The 15,104-nt window shown below is 73.3% G+C and carries 10 protein-coding genes; 7 read left to right on the top strand and 3 right to left on the bottom strand.

Features of this window, described 5'->3' with window-relative positions; genetic code table 11:
• Positions 1-71: 71 nt before the first annotated feature.
• On the top strand, positions 72-5,750 hold the full coding sequence (locus OG715_RS38425) for a non-ribosomal peptide synthetase/MFS transporter (RefSeq protein WP_266272601.1): 5,679 nt from the start codon (positions 72-74) through the stop codon (positions 5,748-5,750).
• The gene (locus tag OG715_RS38420; RefSeq protein ID WP_266272602.1) at positions 5,747-8,929 is read left to right on the top strand and encodes an amino acid adenylation domain-containing protein; all 3,183 of its coding nucleotides are present in this window, start codon (positions 5,747-5,749) and stop codon (positions 8,927-8,929) included. The genes OG715_RS38425 and OG715_RS38420 overlap by 4 nt, the downstream gene beginning before the upstream one ends.
• Positions 8,930-8,964: 35 nt before the next feature.
• On the opposite strand, the gene OG715_RS38415 is transcribed toward OG715_RS38420, so the two are convergent.
• A complete protein-coding gene (locus tag OG715_RS38415) occupies positions 8,965-9,588 on the bottom strand; it encodes an SRPBCC family protein (RefSeq protein WP_266272604.1) in 624 nt (207 codons plus the stop codon).
• A 118-nt stretch (positions 9,589-9,706) separates the two neighbouring features.
• Here OG715_RS38415 and OG715_RS38410 point away from each other — a divergent pair, with 118 nt between their 5' ends.
• Positions 9,707-10,354: a TetR/AcrR family transcriptional regulator gene (locus OG715_RS38410; RefSeq protein ID WP_266272605.1), complete on the top strand. Its 648-nt coding sequence runs from the start codon at positions 9,707-9,709 to the stop codon at positions 10,352-10,354.
• A 1-nt stretch (position 10,355) separates the two neighbouring features.
• Here the strand turns inward: OG715_RS38410 and OG715_RS38405 are convergent, their stop codons facing one another.
• A complete protein-coding gene (locus tag OG715_RS38405) occupies positions 10,356-11,699 on the bottom strand; it encodes a tetratricopeptide repeat protein (RefSeq protein WP_266272606.1) in 1,344 nt (447 codons plus the stop codon).
• Between the two features lie 196 nt (positions 11,700-11,895).
• Here OG715_RS38405 and OG715_RS42550 point away from each other — a divergent pair, with 196 nt between their 5' ends.
• The 3 genes from OG715_RS42550 to OG715_RS38395 all read left to right on the top strand — a co-directional run bounded on the left by OG715_RS42550 (position 11,896) and on the right by OG715_RS38395 (position 13,655).
• Positions 11,896-12,456: an ATP-binding protein gene (locus OG715_RS42550; RefSeq protein WP_353962754.1), complete on the top strand. Its 561-nt coding sequence runs from the start codon at positions 11,896-11,898 to the stop codon at positions 12,454-12,456.
• A gap of 97 nt (positions 12,457-12,553) precedes the next feature.
• Positions 12,554-12,682 (top strand): albusnodin family lasso peptide, encoded by a 129-nt coding sequence (locus OG715_RS38400; RefSeq protein WP_266272607.1) that lies wholly within the window; start codon positions 12,554-12,556, stop codon positions 12,680-12,682.
• Between the two features lie 49 nt (positions 12,683-12,731).
• Positions 12,732-13,655 (top strand): albusnodin/ikarugamycin family macrolactam cyclase, encoded by a 924-nt coding sequence (locus tag OG715_RS38395; RefSeq protein WP_327064185.1) that lies wholly within the window; start codon positions 12,732-12,734, stop codon positions 13,653-13,655.
• Positions 13,656-13,758: 103 nt separating this feature from the next.
• On the opposite strand, the gene OG715_RS38390 is transcribed toward OG715_RS38395, so the two are convergent.
• Positions 13,759-14,139, bottom strand: a complete 381-nt coding sequence (locus OG715_RS38390; RefSeq protein ID WP_266272609.1) for a hypothetical protein — start codon at positions 14,137-14,139, stop codon at positions 13,759-13,761.
• 302 nt (positions 14,140-14,441) lie between these two features.
• Here OG715_RS38390 and OG715_RS38385 point away from each other — a divergent pair, with 302 nt between their 5' ends.
• A complete protein-coding gene (locus OG715_RS38385) occupies positions 14,442-15,092 on the top strand; it encodes a carbohydrate binding domain-containing protein (protein WP_266272610.1) in 651 nt (216 codons plus the stop codon).
• Positions 15,093-15,104 lie beyond the last annotated feature (12 nt).

Raw genomic sequence — 15,104 nt, 5'->3', positions numbered from 1 at the left:
GGCCCGCCCCGCGGCGATCCCGCCCGGGAGCACCGCAGCCGCCGCCCGACGTGTGCCGAATGGAACAACCCATGACCGACCTCCAGGACCCCGCCGCCGGGCTGTCCGCGACCAAACGCGCCCTGCTCGCCCAGCGCCTGCGCGCGGCCGCCGGCACCACCACGGCCGCGGACGCCACCGCCCCGGCCCCCGGCGGCGGCACTCCCGCCGGCGCGGCCCCCGTCACCGCCGCCGTCACCGTAGCCACCGTCCCGACCCGGCCCCCGGGCAGCGCGGTCCCGCTCTCCAGCGGGCAGGAACGCCTCTGGTTCATGGACCAGTTCGCGCCCGGCTCCACCGCCTGGGCGCTGGCCCCGGCCCGCCGGCTGCGCGGCCCGCTGGACCGCACCGCACTGGACGCCGCACTCACCGAACTGCTCGCCCGGCACGAGGCGCTGCGGATGAGCTTCCCCGCCACTGCCGAGGGCACCGCCGAGGTCAGGATCGCCGAACCCGCTCCGCTCGTCGCCGAGTTCGTGGACGCGACCGGCGACCGGGACCCGGCCGGGCGGGCCGCCCGCGAGGTCGGCGAGCGGGTGGCGCGACCGTTCGACCTGGCCGAGGGTCCGCTGCTGCGCGCCCTGCTGGTGCGCACCGCGCCGGACGAGCACGTGCTCGCCCTGGTCATGCACCACATCGTCAGCGACGGCTGGTCGCTCGACATCCTGCACCGCGAACTCGACGCGCTGTACGCCCGGCACGCCCACGGCACCCCGGACCGGCTGCCCGAACTGCCGGTGCAGTTCGGCGACTACGCGGACTGGCAGCGGGAGCGGCTGGCCGGCGAGGCGCTGGCGGGCTCCCGGGCCTACTGGCGCGAGGAGCTGCGCGACGTCCCGGCCCTGGAGCTGCCGACCGACCGGCCGCGGCCGCCGGTGCTGACCTTCGAGGGGGCCGCCACCGAGTTCCACTGGAGCAGCGAACTCGGTCGAGGTGTGGCCGAGTTGGCCCGGTCCTCGGGCGCCTCGGGGTACATGGTGCTGATGGCGGCGCTGCAGACCCTGCTCGGCCGGCACGCCGGGCAGCGGGACTTCGCCATAGGTTCCGCGGTGGCCGGCCGTCTGCACCGCGAACTCGAAGGCGTGGTCGGCCTGTTCGTGAACATGCTGCCGATCCGGGCCCGGCTGGAGGGCGATCCGACCTTCGCCGAACTGCTCCGCCGGGTCCGCGCCACCACCCTCGACGCGTACACCCACCAGGAGGTGCCGTTCGAGCAGATGGTGGCCGATCTGGACATCGAGCGCGATGTCAGCCGCTCCGCCGTGTTCCAGGTCAGCTTCGCCTACCAGAACTACGGCGAGCGCGGTACCGCGTCCGAACCGGCGGGCCCCGGCGCGCCGACCGCCGAGAGCTTCGGGCACGAGGCCGCCACCACCCGCACCGACCTCGCGTTCTACCTGCGGGAGAAGTCCGACGGCGGCCTCTACGGGCTGCTCACCTACCGCACCGACCTGTTCGACGCCGCGACCGTGCGCCGACTGGTCGAGCGCTTCGAACTCCTCCTCGCGGCGGCCGTCGCCGACCCGGACCGGCCGCTCTCCCGGCTGCCCCTGACCACCCCCGCCGAGCGCCGGGACGTCCTGGAGCGCTGGGCGGTCGGGCCCGCGCTGCCCGACCCGGACGGTGCCCCGGCCACCCTGACCGCGCTGCTCGCCGCCACCGCCCTCGCCCACCCCGACCGGCCGGCCCTGGAGTCCGAGGGCCGCACCGTCACCTACCGCGAGCTGGACGAGCGCGCCACCGGGCTGGCCCGCCGGCTGCGCGCGCTCGGCGTCGGCCCGGACGACCGGGTCGCGGTCTGCCTGGAGCAGTCGCCCGAGCTGGCGGTGGCGCTGCTCGGCGTGCTGAAGGCCGGCGGCGCCTACCTGCCGCTGGACCCGGAGCAGCCGCCCGCCCGGCTCGCCCACCTGGTCGCCGACTCCGGGGCCAGGGTCCTGCTCACCGAATCGGCCCTGCGCGACCGCTTCCCCGAGCACTTCCCCGACCGTTTCCCCGGCCATGACGTCGCCGCGCTGCTGCTGGACACCGAGCCGCCGGTACGGGACGCCGAACCGCTGCCGGAGCTGTCCGGACCGGACCACCTGGCCTACGTCATCTACACCTCCGGCTCCACCGGCACCCCCAAGGGCGTCGCCGTCCAGCACCGCCAGATCCTCAACTACCTGGCCGGGGTGCGGGAACGCCTGCGGATCGAGCCGAGCGCGAGCTACGGGCTGCTGCAGTCGCTGGCCTTCGACTTCAGCATGACGATGCTCTACCTCGCGCTGAGCACCGGCGGCCGGGTCCATCTGCTGCCGCGCCGGATCGCCGGGGCCGAACTCGCCGAGCGGATCGAGGCGCTGGAGCTCGACCACCTCAAGATGACCCCCTCGCACCTGGCCGCGCTGAGCGCCGACGCCCCGATGGAGCGGCTGCTGCCGCGCCGGTCGCTGGTGCTCGGCGGCGAGGCCTCGGCCTGGTCGTGGGCCGCCGGCCTGGCCGCCCTCGGCCGGTGCGCGGTGTTCAACCACTACGGCCCGACCGAGGCCACCGTCGGCGTGACCGTGCACGAGGTCACCGCCGAAGCCGCCGGAGCGGGCAGCACCCCGATCGGCACCCCGCTCGCCGGGGCCCGCTGCCACGTCCTCGACGAGGCCGGGCAGCCGGTGCCGCCGGGCGTCACCGGCGAGCTGTACCTCGGCGGCGACCGGCTGGCCCGCGGCTACCTGGGCCGGCCTGAACTGACCGCCGAACGCTTCGTCGACGACCCCTTCGGCGCCCCCGGCGACCGGCTCTACCGCACCGGCGACCTGGCCCGCTGGCGCACCGACGGCACCCTCGACTACCTGGGCCGGGCCGACGACCAGATCAAGGTCCGCGGCTACCGGGTGGAGCCCGGCGAGATCGAGGCGGCCCTCACCGCCCTGCCCGGGATCGGCCAGGCCGTCGTGCTGGCCCGGGGCGAGGGCCTGCGGCAGATGCTGGTCGCCTATCTGGAGCAGACCGGCGACATTCCCGTGCCCACCCCGGCCGAACTGCGCGACGCCCTGGGCGAGTCGCTGCCCGACTACATGGTCCCGGCCCGGTTCGTGGTGCTCGACCGGCTGCCCCTGCTCGCCCACGGCAAGGTCGACCGGCGGAACCTGCCCGAACCCGAGGAGCCCGCCGCGAGCGGGGAGTTCGTCCAACCCGAGGGCGAGGCCGAGGAGTTCCTCGCCGCACTCTGGGCCGAGCTGCTGGGCGTGCCCCGGGTCGGCGCCCTGGACGACTTCTTCGAACTCGGCGGGCACTCGCTGCTGGCCACCCAGGTGGTCGCCAAACTGCGCCGCGCCTTCCCCGAACTCCCCACCCCGGTCGGGGTGATGGACCTCTTCAAGTACCCGACGGTGCGCCGGCTGGCCGCGCTGGTCAGCGACCCGCACGCCGACCGGGGCCCGCGCAGCCTGCTGCACCTGCTCACCCCGGCCGGCCGCCGGACCACCGCCAGTCTGGTCTGCACCCCGTACGGCGGCGGCAGCGCGCTCATCTACAAGCCGCTCGCCGACGCCCTGCCCGCCGACTGGGCGCTGCACTCGCTCGCCGTCCCCGGCCACGAACTGGGCGAGGAGGCCATGGACATCGACGAGGTCGCGGCCGGCTGCGCCCAGGAGATCCTGGACACCGTCGAGGGCCGGATCGTGCTGTACGGCCACTGCGGCGTCGGCGTCCGGCTGGCCGTGGAGATCGCCCGGCGGGTGGAGGCGGCCGGCCGCGAGGTCGAGGCCGTCCACCTCGGCGGCATCTTCCCGTTCGCCCGGCCGCGCGGGCGCGGCGCCGCCGTCGGCGAGTGGTGGGCCCGCACCGCCGACCGGATGCGCAGTGACCAGGGCATGATCAACGCCCTGGCGGCGGCCGGTCTGGACACCGACGAGGTCGGCACCGAGCAGCTGCGGCTGATGGTCGCCAACCGCCGGACCGGGACCCGGGAGGCCGAGCAGTACTTCACCCGGCTGTTCGAGAGCGAGGACGGCCGGATCGCCGCCCCGGTCTACGCGGTCTGCGGCGACCGGGACCCGGCCACCGAGTTCTACGAGGAGCGGTACCGGGAGTGGCACCGGCTCAGCGAGACCACCGGCGTCGTGGTGCTCGACGAGGCCGGGCACTTCTACCTCAAGTACCGGGCCGCCGAGCTCGCCGAGATCCTCACCACCGTGCACCGCTCGGTGGTCGACGGCGAGGAGCAGCGGCACCGGCGCACCGAGGGCGCCACCTGGTGGCTGGCCGGGCTCTCCCGGGACGCCGCCGAGCCCGCGCCGGCGGCCGCGACCGCCGCGGTGCGGCCGACCATGCGCCGCTTCCTCGGTGTCGCCGCCGGACAGCAGATCTCGATGATCGGCTCGGCGCTCACGGAGTTCGCCCTGCCGGTCTGGATCTACCTGACCACCGGCTCGCTGGCGCAGTTCGGCCTGCTGGCCGCCTGCGGGCTCGTCCCCGGCATCCTCAGCGCCCCGCTGGCCGGGGCGCTGGTGGACCGGGGCGACCGGCGCCGGATCATGCTGTACGGCGATGTCGCGGCGGGCCTCACCCAGGCGGTGATGCTGCTGCTGTACCTCACCGACTCGCTGGCGGTGTGGCACGCGTACGTGCTGATCGCGGTGCTGTCGACGGCGCTGACCTTCCAACGGCTGGCCTGGAACTCGGCCGTGCCGCAGCTCGTCCCGAAACGTTTCCTCGGCCGCGCCAACGGCGTCGTCCAGATGGCCTTCGGCCTCGCCCAGTTCCTGGTGCCGCTGTTCGCGGTCGGCCTGCTGTCGGCCCTCGGGCTCGGCGGCATCCTCGCGATGGACGTGGCCAGCTACGTCGTCGCCACCGGCGTGACGCTGGCCGTGCGCTTCCCCGACGTGATGGCCGCGCGGCGCCGGGAGAGCGTCGCCGCCGAGATCCGGGCCGGCTTCCGGCGGGCGCTCGGCAGCCGCAACTTCCGGGCGATGCTGCTGTTCTTCGCCGTGCTCAACATCTTCCTGTCGCCGCTGTTCCTGCTCACCACCCCGCTGGTGCTGTCCTTCGCGCCGCTGGCCGCCGCCGGCTGGGTCTCGGTCGCGGCCGGGCTGGGCGCCGTCCTCGGCGGTCTGACCCTGCTGGTGTGGGGCGGGCCGCGCCGGCTGCGGCTGCGCGGCGTCCTGCTCGCCACCCTCGGCCTGGCGGCCGCCTGCCTGGTGACCGGCCTGCGGCCGAGCATCCTGCCGGTCGCGCTCGGCGCCTTCGGCATGGCCTACGGGCTGGCCCTGGTCAACGGCGTCTACGCGACGATCGTGCAGACCAAGGTGCCGCTGCGCTTCCACGGCCGGGTGATCGCCGTCAACACCATGGTCGCCTGGTCCACCCTGCCGGTCGGTTTCGCCCTGGTCGCACCGCTCGGCCCGCGCCTGGTCCAGCCCTGGGTGGACGCGGACGGCGCGCTGGCGGGCAGCGTCGGCCGGCTGATCGGCACCGGCGACGGGCGCGGCATCGGCCTGCTGTACCTGCTGTTCGGGCTCGCCATGGCCCTGCTGGTCCTGGTCTGCCTCGCCGTCCCCGCGCTGCGGCACTTCGACCGCGACGTCCCCGACGCCGAGCCGGACGACCTGGTCGGCCTGGCCACCCTCGCGGCCCGCGCCGGGACCGCACCCGCTGCTTCACCCGAACCCCCCTCCGCACCCGACTCCCCCTCCGCACCCGCATCCCGCACCGGAACCGAGGCCGCCGCCCGATGACCACCACCGACCGGACTGCCGGCGCCGCCCGGCCCGCCGAGGCCGTCCACCCGCTCACCGAGGAGCAGCGCCGGCTCTGGTTCCTCCAGCAGCTCCACCCCGCCGACGCCGGCTTCAACATGTACCTGTGCCGCCGGTGGAGCGGCCCGCTGGACGTGACCGCGCTGCGCACCGCGCTCGACCGGCTGACCGCCCGGCACGAGCCGCTGCGCACCCGCTTCGCCCTGGACGGCGAGGCACCCGTGCAACTGGTCGAGCCCGCCGCGCCCGTCCCGCTCGACCTGGTCGCGCTGGCCCCGGGCGCCGGCGAGGCCGACTTCACCGACGCCTGCCGCCCCACCGTCAACGCGCCGTTCGACCTCGGCGGGCGCCCGCCGCTGCGCGCCGTCCTGGTCTCGGCCGGGCCCGACGAGCACGCGCTCGCGCTGGTCGTCCACCACATCGTCTCGGACGGCTGGTCGTTCCGGATCCTCTGGCGCGAACTGCTCGCGCTCTACCGGGAGGCCCTCGGCGAGGCACCGGCCGGGCTGGCGCCGCTCGCCCTGCGCTACGGCGACGTCGCCCGCGCCGAGCAGCAGCGCGCCGAGGGGGGCGGCACCGAGGCCGCGTTCCGCTACTGGGCGGAGAAGCTGGCCGGCACCGGCCGGCTGCGGCTGCCGCTGGACCGCCCCCGCCCGGCGGAGCCCCGGCACCCGGCCGGCTTCGCCACCACCGCCCTCGGCCCGGAGCTCACCTCGGCCCTGGACGCCCTCGCCCGCCGGGAGCGCTGCACCCCGTTCATGGTGCTGCTCGCCGCCTACCAGTGCGTGCTGGCCCGCTGGACCGGCAGCACCGACTTCGTGGTCGGCACCCCGCTCGCGGGCCGCACCGAGGCCGCCCACGAGGGGCTGGTCGGCTACTTCGCCCGCACCGGCGTGCTCCGCGCCGACCTCACCGGCGAGCCCGACTTCCGCACCGTCCTGCACCGCGTCCGTACCGCCACCCTCGGCGCGCTGAGCCACCAGGACGTGCCGCTGGAGCGGCTCGCCACCCACCTGGGCCTGCCCGCCGAGGCCGGCGCGGCGCCGCTCTACCAGGCGGTGTTCGTGCACCAGAGCCAGTACGACCTGGCCGGCGAGGACGGCGGCACCCCGCTGCCCGCCGGGGTCCGCACCGCCTCCATGGACTCCGGCTTCGAACGCGCCAAGACCGATCTGCTGCTGGACAGTTGGCGCACGCCGGACGGCGGGCTGACGCTCTCCTTCTGCTTCGACCGGGAGGTGCTCCAGACCGAGACGGTGGCCGCGCTCGGCACCCGCTGCCACGCGCTGCTCACCGCCGCCGTCGCGGACGTGACGGTGCCGCTGCACGGCGACTGGCTGATCGGGCCGGACGAGCGGGCCGAACTGCTGGCCCTCGGCACCGGCCCGGTCCGCGGTTCCGCCCCCCGTGCGGTGCTCGCCCGGTTCGCCGAACGGGTCGCCGCCGCCCCGGACGCCCCCGCCCTGGAGTGCGCGGGCCGCACCCTCTCCTATGCCGAACTCGACCGGCTCTCGGACGAGTTGGCCGCGCGGCTGGGACCGGTGCGGGGACAGCTGGTCGCCGTCCGACTGGCGCCCTCCTTCGAGCTGGTGACGGCCCTGCTGGCGATCTGGAAGGCCGGCGCGGGCTACCTGCCGCTCGACCCGGCCCACCCGGAGGAGCGGCGGCGGCTGATGCAACGCGAGTCGGGGGCCGTCGCGCTGCTCACGGACGAGGGCGGCTCCGAGGGCCTGCGGATCGTCGGGGCCGCCCCGGCGAGGACGGACGGCGACCTCACCGGCCTCGCCTACGTCCTGTTCACCTCCGGCTCCACCGGCACCCCCAAGGCCGTGGCCGTCGACCACGCCGCCCTCGCCGCCCGGGTCGACTGGATGGCCGGGCCCGAGGGCTACCGGCTCGCCCCCGGGGACCGGATCGTCCAGTTCGCCTCCATAGGCTTCGACACCCACGCCGAGGAGCTGTGGCCCGCCCTCGCCTCCGGCGCCTGCGTGGTAATGCTGCCCGGCGGCGGCCGTACCCTGCCCGAGCTGCTGCGCGGCCCGGACGGCCCGTCCGTCACCGTGCTCGACCTGCCGACCGCCTACTGGGAGGAGCTGGTCTCGCACGACGACCGCACCCCCTGGCCGGCCGCGCTGCGACTGGTGGTGCTCGGCGGCTCCGAGGTCCGCGCCGAGTCCGTCGCCCGCTGGCGGGAGCGGCACGGCGACACCGTCCGGCTGGTCAACACCTACGGCCCGACCGAGGCCACCGTGATCGTCACCGCCACCGACCTCGGCGCCCCGGACGCCGCCCGCCGCCCGTCCCTGGGCCGCCCGCTGCCCGGCGTGCGGCTGTACGTGCTGGACGAGCGCGGCGCGCTGCTGCCGCGCGGCTCCGAGGGCGAGCTGCACATCGGCGGCACCGGCCTCGCCCGCGGCTACCTGGGGCGGCCCGACCTGACCGCCTCGGCCTTCCTCGACGATCCGTTCGCCGAGGCCGCCTTCGCCGGTGGCCGGATGTACCGCACCGGCGACCGCGCGCGCTGGCGCAGCGACGGGACGCTCGACTACCTCGGCCGCGGTGACGAACAGGTCAAGCTGCGCGGCTACCGGATCGAACCGGCCGAGATCGAGGCCGCCCTGACCGCCCGCCCGGAGGTGGCCCGGGCCGCCGCCGTGGTGCGCGGCGGGCGCCGCCTGGTCGCGTACGCCGTCCCGGCCCCGGGCGCGGAGCCCGACCCCGCCGCCCTGCGCGAGCACCTGCTCCGGCGGCTGCCCGCCTATCTGGTCCCCGACACCGTCGTCCTCCTCGACACCCTCCCGCTGACCCTCAACGGCAAGCTCGACACCGCCGCCCTCCCCGAACCGGCCGCCACCACCGGGCGCCCGTACCTGGCGCCGCGGACCGATGCCGAGCAACTGGTCGCCCAGCTGTGGCAGGAGGTCCTGGGGGTGCCCCGGGTGGGAGCCCTGGACGACTTCTTCGAACTCGGCGGCGACTCCCTGCTGGTCACCCGGGTGGTGGCCCGGATCCGGGCGGGCGTCGGCCTGGACGTCCCGATCCGTGACGCCTTCGAGCTCTCGACGGCGGCCGCGCTGGCGGCCCGGGTCGAGGAGCTGCTCGTCGCCGAGATCGAGGCCCTGAGCGAGGACGAGGCGGCCGACCGGCTGGACGGCTGAGCAGCCGGGGGGCGGGCCACCGCCCGCCCCCCGCTTCACCGCGCCCTGGCCTCGGCGGCAGCCTTGAGGTCGGTCAGCCACGCCTCCAGCCCCGTCCGCAGGATGGCGGTCGCCAGCGGCACGTCGGCGTCGACCTGCGGCCCGGTGTGGGTCTCCTCGGTGCTCACCCGCACCCCGCCCCGCACCTTGGTGAAGTTCCAGACGTGCACACCGTCGATGTGCAGGCCCTCCCCGTCCGCCGGGCCGGTCCAGCGGATGCAGGAGCGGTCCTCGACCTGCCGCACGGTCGAGGTGATGTCCAGGGCGGTGGCCGGGATCCCGACCTCGGGCGGGATCGGCGTCGTCCAGTGGAAGGCCGACCCGGCGCGGAACCGCCCGCGGTCCAGCCGCTCGGCGCTGCTGACCGCCTGCTGCCAGGACGGCCAGCGGTGGACGTCCGTCTGCAGCTTCCAGATCACGTCCAGCGGCGCGTTGATCACGGCCTCGGTCCGGTACCGGATCTGCGCGGCCGGGTCGACCCCGGCTCCCCGGCAGGTGAGCCCCTTGGCGGGCTTCGCGGAGTGCGCCCCGGCCGGGGCCGCGGCGCCGCCCAACAGCCCGACAACCAGCGGAACCGTGATCACGGCGGCCCGGATTCCTGCCTTACGCATACCGAACATGGCATTTCCTTCCCTAGCCCTCGTTCTGCTTGTTAGAAGTTCTAACTCCTTGCCGCCCCAAGAGTCAATAGCTTCCGTGATACCCTCTAACCAACGCATTCGAGAGGCGACCCCCACCATGGCGAAGAGCGACCCCACCACCCCCCGCGAGCGCTACCGCACCCAGGTCCGCGCCGAGGTCATGGAACGCGCCTGGGAACAGATCGCCACCGCCGGCGCCTCCGCACTCTCGCTCAACGCGATCGCCAAGCAGATGGGCATGAGCGGCCCCGCGCTCTACCGCTACTTCGCCAACCGGGACGAGCTGATCACCGAACTCGTCCGCGAGGCCTACCGCGACCTCGCCGACACCCTCAGCGCGGCCGCCGCCACCGGCGCCGACCTGCCCGGCCTCGCCCGCACCCTGCGCACCTGGGCCCTCGCCGACCCGCAGCGCTACCTGCTGCTCTACGGCACCCCGGTACCCGGTTACGAGGCCCCCGAGGACACGAGGGCGATCTCCCAGGAGATCGCGGTGACGCTCATCGACGCCTGCGCGGCCGCGCTCCCCCAGGGCACCCCGGAGTCACCGCTCGCCACCCACCTCGCCGACCACCGCACCTGGGCGGCCGACCACCCCGCCCCACCGGAGGCACTCGCCCTGTTCCTCAGCCTCTGGACCCGCCTCCACGGCGTCCTGTCGCTGGAACTGGCCGGCCACTTCGGCGGCATGGGCTTCGACGCCGAGGTCCTCTTCGAGTCCGAACTCGCCACCCTGCTGGGCTGATTCAGCCCCTCCGCACACCCGCCATCGGCCGCGCCCGCTCCAGCAGCTCCCGCACCCGCGCATCGCGGCGGTGCGGGCGAACCGCCGCGACCATCGCCCGGAACCGGTCGTCCGTCCGACCGGACTGCACCTGCGGGTAGTCGTCCAAGGCCAAGTGCCAGTTCTGCACGGCTTCTTCGACCCGCCCGGCCTCGACCTGCCACTCGGCCAGCATCGCCCGATGACGCACCCGGGCCCGCCGGTACACGGCGGGCCTGACCTTCTCGGAGCGTTGCAGCGCCCTGATCGCCCCTTCCCGGTCGCCGAGTTCATGGTTCACCTGCGCCACGTGATAGGCGAGCGACGCGGGATCGTACGAGCCGTGCGCCTTGGCCTTGGACTCGGCCTGCTCCATGGCGACTTCCGCCGCACGCAGCATCGCCAGCGCCCCCGCGCGATCGCCGGTCCGCGCGAGGGAATGCGCCTGCTGCCCGGCCAGGAAGGCCCGCATCCTCGGCCCGGCCTGCGGCGAGGCACTCGACGCCGCATCCGCAAGCCGTACCGCCTCCGCCCCGTGACCGAGTTCGACGGCCTGCACGCTCATGCCACGCAACGTGGTGCAGTACGTGAGATGGTCACCGGCCGCGAGCGCGAGCTCCAGCGCCTTGGTGTAGTAGCTCTGCCCCAGCGTGTCCAGCCGTTCGTCGACGGCCATGTACCCCGTCAGATAGAGGTGGTCGGCCGCAGCGGAGAGCATCGCCCTGCGCACCTCGTCCGAAGCCGTGGCGCGAAGGTACGGGACGATGTTGTTGACCATGAACGCCGCCGCCATGGGCCGCGCGGTGCGCCCGCCGAACTGGTCGTCGATCTCACTGATCCGCTCCGTCATGGCAATGACGGACTCGACCTCACCCATCCCGATCCTGGCATGCGGATCGGACCCGAGCCTCTCGAACCTCCCCACCACGTCCGGCCACCCGGGAATGGTCAGCGCTACTGAGTAGAGGCCAGCCCCGAGCACGCCTCTGCGCGATGGATCCATGTCGGCACTCCCGAGGTCGACCAGTCCTTCCACCATATCCACGGACGGTTCCTGCTCATCGGGCCGATCCACGAATCCTGCCTCGAATGCCGTGACAACCCGCTCAAGACGCCGGCTCAGAACCTCCAGCACCACTTGCCGGTACTTGGCCATGGGACGCGTACCGGAGAGCCAGTGCGACACCGCCGACTCGTCGTACTTGAGCCTGAAGCCGCCCTCGGTACCGGCCCGGTTGATCGCACGCGCGAACTCGCCATTGCTTCTCCACCGGCACTCTGTGAGCAGGTGCGCCAGTTTCAGGTTCGCCGTCCGTCCGCTCACCATGGGCCTCGTCTCCCGGCTCCGGTTTCAAGGGTTTCAAGCAGCAGAGGACCCTCCACCGCGCTCACTCCTGGCGCATGCCTGTTGACTGTACGTCAGGTGGCCGGAGCAGCCCACTCCCCCGGCCAAGCAGACTTCCCACACGGGTCGGACATGCTCGCACTCCCCCCTTTGCTCACATACCGAAGGGTTCCCAGCCATGCCTTCGCACAGCTCATCGGCCGCCGTACCCCGTGTTCCCATTGCTGTTCCCCGGACAAGACGATGGATCCAGACCCTGCTCGCGGACTGGAACGTCCACTTGGACGACTGCGCCAGGGACTCCATTGCGGTGATCACCTCCGAACTCGTGGCCAATGCGGTCCAGCACGGCACTGGAGCGACTTTGACCGTCGGTCTGCGCATCAACCCGAACCGGCAGAGGCTGCTGATCGAGGTTCACGACGACTCCACCGATCTCCCGAGCGCGCGTGCCGCCTCCCCGGAGGCGGAATCGGGCCGCGGCATGCTGCTCGTCCAGCGACTGGCCCTCAACCATGGGTGCGAGCGAACCGACCACGGCAAGAAGGTGTGGGCAGAGCTTGGAATCCCCGCACAGCCCCTGACTCGGAGGCAGTTCCTCAGGAGCCCTCGCCGTACGGCCCGTTCGATCACGCGCCGATTGTCCGGCCGACGTCGCGCACGGATACTGCGGCCACCTGGCAACACTCCTCACCAGGACCATTTCTTCGCACAGCACCCCACGGCTTCCTGCCCCTGACATCGGAGCAGGAGTGACCGCTTCACTGCGGTCGATCCCGGGCCCGCCCAATGCGGTCCCGGGAGAACACACCCACCTCATTCCCAGGAGGCCATCCATGATCGATCAGCAGACCACCGAGCCGGAGGACGACGACACGACCGTCGAGATCGGCGACCTCACCGCTCTCACCGAGGGCCAGGGCAAGGGAAGCGCCGAAGACAAGCGCCGCGCCTACAACTGCTGACGCCCAAGTGGTGCGGCCTCGGTCCACCGAGGCCGCACCACGTCTGTCGATGCTCCCGGGAGGAAGCATGTTCTACGGTGGATTCAGCTCCGCAGTCGCTCCCCGCCCACGGCCGGCCGGAGCCGCACCCGTGGCGCCCGGATCACCATCCTGGCGTCTCGGCAATGGACCCGTACGGATTCTGTCGACCTTCGCCAAGGATCACAGGATCTTCCTCATCGGCCGCTGTGGGGCGGATGACGCCGAACTGTCTCAGCACATAACGTCCGACCCGGCTTCGGACATCACCTGGCGCTGGCCCGGTACGTACGCCGTGGTCGAGGAGACCGCCCGGGGTGTCATTGTGCACACCGACCCCGCCGCCTCCCTGCCGGTGTACGCAACCCTGTGGAACGGATGCTGGGCCTGGTCCACGTCCGCCCGGCTTCTCGCCGCTCTGACCAGGGCCACCATCGACACCGAACGCTTGGCCTGCGCAGTGTTCCTGCCATCGGTCCCAGCGTTGGCCGACACACGCTCCTTCTTCGTCGGCGTTCAGCAGTTACCACCTGGTGCACGCATCGAGCTGCCCGCGACCGGCGCACCACTGAGGATCAGCACATGCTGGCGACCGACGCCGGCCGAAAGGCCGCTGCCCCACGTCCGACTCCGGGACGCCCTCGAACGAGCAGTCGCTCTGCGAACTGCCTTGGACCCCGCGCTTTCGTGCGATCTCTCCGGCGGACTCGACTCCACGAGCATCGCGGTCATCGCTGCCGCCGCGCTACCTCCAGAGCGGCGCCTCGACGCGGTGACCGTCCACCCGGAGGGGCAGATCGACGGGGCTGACCTTCGCCATGCACGGCTCGCGGCAGCCCGCTACCCGGACCGCATCACCCATCGTTTACTACCACTGACTGATCTTCACAGGGCCGACGGCTGGACCTGCGGGGACCTGGGCTGGCGCGCGGGCGGCGGCTTCAGCCTGCGGTAGTGGGTGGCCCGGGAGCGGCCGGTCAGCCGGCACGCGGCCGTGGTGCCCAACTCGTGTTCGACAGCGGTGAACGCCTCGTCCACGACCGGGTCGGCGGCGTGCGTCAGTCCGCGCTCTCGGAGATCATTTCCAAGAGCGCCGACGCTTTTCCCAGGACCTCCAGCGCGGCCTTGTTCCGGGCGAGCTCCTTCTCCAGCCGTTCCACCTGCCGGCGCAGCTTCTCGTTCTCGGCCTCGGCGGCGGACTTCTTCGGACGGGCCGGGCTCGTGCGCCGGTCGACCAGGTTCTCCAGGGCCCCGGCATCGCGCGCGGCCCGCCACTCGGTGACGTGCGAGTGGTACAGGCGCTCGCGGCGCAGGACCGCGCCCTTCTCGCCCTCGGGCGCGGCGTCGTACTCGGCGACGATCCGCAGCTTGTACTCGGGGCTGAACGTGCGGCGCCTCGGCCGGGGAGCCGGGTCGGCGGACGGATTGGTGCTGGTCATCAGGGGCGGAACTCCTACTCGGGCCCTCTCAGGCTAACCCGACAAAGCGGGACGTCTCACCCAAGGCTGACAGAGAGGGCGCGGACAACGACACCAGCTCCAAGGTCTTCCTCCGCTTCGACGGCCGCTACTTCATCGACCAGATGGACATCACCTGGGCCGAGGGCGAGAAGCCCTGACCTGATGCCACCTGCCCGGCCGCTCCCGTCCAGGACCCTTGACGGGAGCGGCCGGGTCCACCAGGGTGTGGTCCACTCCCTCGCACCGCTGCCCCCATCGGTACTCCCCCACCTGGAGACGGCATGCGTGCAATCGTTCTGTCCCGACCCGGCCGCCGGCGCGGCCGACTCTCCGTCGGGCTCGCCGTGAGCGCCCTCGCGGCGGCCGCCTCGACCGTCGGGCTGGCGTCCAGCGCCGGGTTCGCCGCCGGTGCGGCGGATCCGCAGCCGCACGCCGATCTGATCCTCAACGGGGGCTTCGACTCCTACCCGTGGATCTGGAAATGCGACGGTAGCGTCGGGTCCAGCAGCATCCCGCACGACCACTACGTGACGGGGTATCCGACCGCCGACAACAATGCCCGGTGCACGCAGCGGGTGCGGGTGCTGCCGAACTCCCACTACCTGCTGTCCGCCACGGTGCGCGGCTCGTTCGCCTTCGTCGGCGTCACGGGAGCAGGGGGCGAGAACGCCTCGACCTGGTCGAGCCGGAGCGATTGGAACAACCTGTCGGCGCAGGTCGACACCGGGCCGGACACCACCGAGCTGACCGTGTACTTCCACGGCTGGTACGAGCAGCCGGCGTACGACGTGCGACGGGTGTCCTTCAGCGGCCCCGGGTACCCGCCGCCTCCCTGCGGGGAGCCCGAGAGCCCGTCGCCGACGGGCACCGACGGCCCCGGATCGCCTTCGCCCACGCCCACGCCCACCTGCCAGCGCACGTACATCCCCTGACGGTCGGCCCTC

It is taken from the genome of Kitasatospora purpeofusca (assembly GCF_036010405.1).
Classification (GTDB): domain Bacteria; phylum Actinomycetota; class Actinomycetes; order Streptomycetales; family Streptomycetaceae; genus Kitasatospora; species Kitasatospora purpeofusca.
The sequence above is the reverse complement of the archived record's forward strand: the minus strand, read 5'-3'. Positions and strand labels throughout refer to the sequence as shown.

Excerpts from the sequence above, each read along its gene's own strand:
- OG715_RS38425 (WP_266272601.1), top strand. The coding sequence starts at position 72 with ATGACCGACCTCCAGGACCCCGCCGCCGGGCTGTCCGCGACCAAACGC.
- OG715_RS38420 (WP_266272602.1), top strand. The coding sequence starts at position 5,747 with ATGACCACCACCGACCGGACTGCCGGCGCCGCCCGGCCCGCCGAGGCC.
- OG715_RS38415 (WP_266272604.1), bottom strand. The coding sequence starts at position 9,588 with ATGTTCGGTATGCGTAAGGCAGGAATCCGGGCCGCCGTGATCACGGTT.
- OG715_RS38410 (WP_266272605.1), top strand. The coding sequence starts at position 9,707 with ATGGCGAAGAGCGACCCCACCACCCCCCGCGAGCGCTACCGCACCCAG.
- OG715_RS38405 (WP_266272606.1), bottom strand. The coding sequence starts at position 11,699 with ATGGTGAGCGGACGGACGGCGAACCTGAAACTGGCGCACCTGCTCACA.
- OG715_RS42550 (WP_353962754.1), top strand. The coding sequence starts at position 11,896 with ATGCCTTCGCACAGCTCATCGGCCGCCGTACCCCGTGTTCCCATTGCT.
- OG715_RS38400 (WP_266272607.1), top strand. The coding sequence starts at position 12,554 with ATGATCGATCAGCAGACCACCGAGCCGGAGGACGACGACACGACCGTC.
- OG715_RS38395 (WP_327064185.1), top strand. The coding sequence starts at position 12,732 with ATGCTCCCGGGAGGAAGCATGTTCTACGGTGGATTCAGCTCCGCAGTC.
- OG715_RS38390 (WP_266272609.1), bottom strand. The coding sequence starts at position 14,139 with ATGACCAGCACCAATCCGTCCGCCGACCCGGCTCCCCGGCCGAGGCGC.
- OG715_RS38385 (WP_266272610.1), top strand. The coding sequence starts at position 14,442 with ATGCGTGCAATCGTTCTGTCCCGACCCGGCCGCCGGCGCGGCCGACTC.